This is a genomic window from Streptomyces sp. NPDC002265 (assembly GCF_040296125.1).
Taxonomy (GTDB): Bacteria; Actinomycetota; Actinomycetes; order Streptomycetales; family Streptomycetaceae; genus Streptomyces.
Window position 1 is genome coordinate 1 of the sequence record NZ_JBEOWS010000646.1, and the last position, 2133, is coordinate 2133.

Here is a 2133-nt window from a genome sequence, read left to right on the forward strand (position 1 = left end):
CACGGACCGTACGGTCCGTGCACCACGCCTGCCCCGTCCCGCGCTCACGCCGTGGCGCGCACCACCACCTCGGCAAGACCGCCCCGCAGGCGCGCCCGGGCCTCCTGCGCCGCCTGCCCGTCGGTGGCATCCGCCCCCGCGTACGCGGCGATCCACGCCTGCACCAGAGCGAACGGCCAGGCATGCGCGTACTCCCGCGCGTCCCGGGTGGCGAACGCCAGGGCGTACGCGGCGGCGTTCGCGATGGCGTTCGCCCCTACGTACACCCGCTCGCTCACCTCGGTGTGCATCCGCGCGTAGGTGTCCCCGTAGTCCTCTGCGTCCTTCTCCGCCCATCCGCGCGAGAGCGCGAAGGAGGAGGCTGCCGCGGCCGCCCTGGCGCGGACCTGCTCGCCGGGATAGGCCAGCCGGTACACCTCCCGCAACGCCGGTTCCAGCACCGCCAACCACACGCTCTCGCCGAACACCTCGCCGGCCACCGCGCGTGCGTGCACCGCCCGCAGCGCCTCGTGCGGAGCCGGATCCCCGCCGTGCCGGGCGACCGCCTCGCCGATCAGGTCCGCCACCGCCCCGGCATGCCAGAGATGGAGGGCGGCGAACGACGTCCCGGCGGCGGGGCCCACCAGTCTCTCGTCGCCGCTCGCCTCGTCGGCGAGCGCACCGCCGACCTGGACGGTCCAGTCGGGTACCAGCGGTGTCCCGGCGGTTTCCGGCGGGCTGCTCGATCGGGTCGTCATCACGGTCTCCGGGGCACATGGCCCCGGTCGGGGGCCAGAAGAATCGGTCCGACGGCGCATTCTTCCGTCTCGGAGATCACGGAATCCACCCGCGGGCAGGTCCTGAAATTGAAGTGAGCACCAGACACGCGGCATGCCCCGGCCCGCGCGTCAGCCAACCGGGTGCTCGACCACTGTCCGGGATTCCTGTCCGGGGGCGGACACCCTCGTCCACATCGCCGACACGCATCGTGCCGCGGGCGAGACGGACAGTTCGCCCCGGGCGTTGAGGCAGACGTTGGACATCCTGGAAGGCATCGGCAACCCGGATGCCGACGGTCACTATGCACTGCGGCAACTCCGTCGTCGGATTCACGCGGGAGCCGCCGCCGAACCGCCGGACCGTGCGGCGGCTTGACCCGGCCCGGGCGTCGCGCCCGTGCTCGTCCGAGGACGGTTCGGCGCCGGGGATCCGATGGCCGGGCCCGTCAGAGGAGGCCTTGGCGCAGTGCGTAGGCGACGGCGTGGACCCTGTTGCGCAGACCGTGCCGCGCGATCATCTCGTGGATGATGTATTTGACGGTTCGCTCCGAGTAGTGCAGCGCAGCGGCGATCTCCGTGGTGCTCAAGCCCGCCGCCAGTTGCCGTAGTACCGCGAGTTCCCTCGCGGTGAAGGACAACGAGTCGTCTTCGGTGTCGAGGCTCTGCTCGTTCCACTGGCGGGTACGGATCTGTTCCAGCAGTGAACCGAGCAGGGACTGCGGCAGCGACGCGGCGCCGCGGGCCACCGCGCACAGCATCTCGGTGATGTCCGCGAGGGTGGTCTCCTCGCGCGACATGAAGGCCACGAGTCCCAGCCCGATCACCCGGACGAGTTGCTGGGCGGTCGGTTTGTTGGCCACGAGGACGAGCCGAGGTGCCGCTGCGGGGTCCTCCGGGCAGTAGCGCTTCAGCGCCGTGAATGTCTTCTCCTCCAGCTTGGCCGTGATGACCAGCAGAACGTCCGGATTCTCCTCGGCGCCCACCGGCATCACGTGCACGCGGTCGTCCGCGGCGAGATGTGCTTCCACGCCCTGCGCGGTCAGCCTGTCTTCCGCCAGGACGGTCACCTGCATGGGTCGCGACGGTCCAGAGTCGCTCACCTGGCGTCCTTTCGGGATTCCGATGTTGCTCACATGACGCGAGACCGTGCATGCAGTGCTCGGTCGAGGTACCTGCACCGGCCGACGGTCCGTGACCGGCCGACGGTGTTCGGCTCGTTGTGGGCGGTCGCGCGCGGCCGAAGCCCCGTTCTCCCCGTCACCACCGCCTCGCCCGGCAGTCGCTCGGCCATGGGGCCGTCACGGCGTCCGGGCGGGGCTGCAGGGGTGTCCATCGGGGGTAGTCAGAGGGTCTTGATCTGTCCGCCGTCGATGAC

At 70.9% G+C, this 2133-nt stretch carries 2 protein-coding genes; both read right to left on the reverse strand.

The window, feature by feature from the left end; translation table 11 throughout:
* Nucleotides 1-44: 44 nt before the first annotated feature.
* Complete coding sequence (locus tag ABT085_RS45905; protein ID WP_351623109.1) at nt 45-737, reverse strand: SpcZ; 693 nt, start codon at nt 735-737, stop codon at nt 45-47.
* Between the two features lie 467 nt (nt 738-1204).
* Nucleotides 1205-1831, reverse strand: a complete 627-nt coding sequence (locus ABT085_RS45910; RefSeq protein WP_351623112.1) for a helix-turn-helix transcriptional regulator — start codon at nt 1829-1831, stop codon at nt 1205-1207.
* Nucleotides 1832-2133 lie beyond the last annotated feature (302 nt).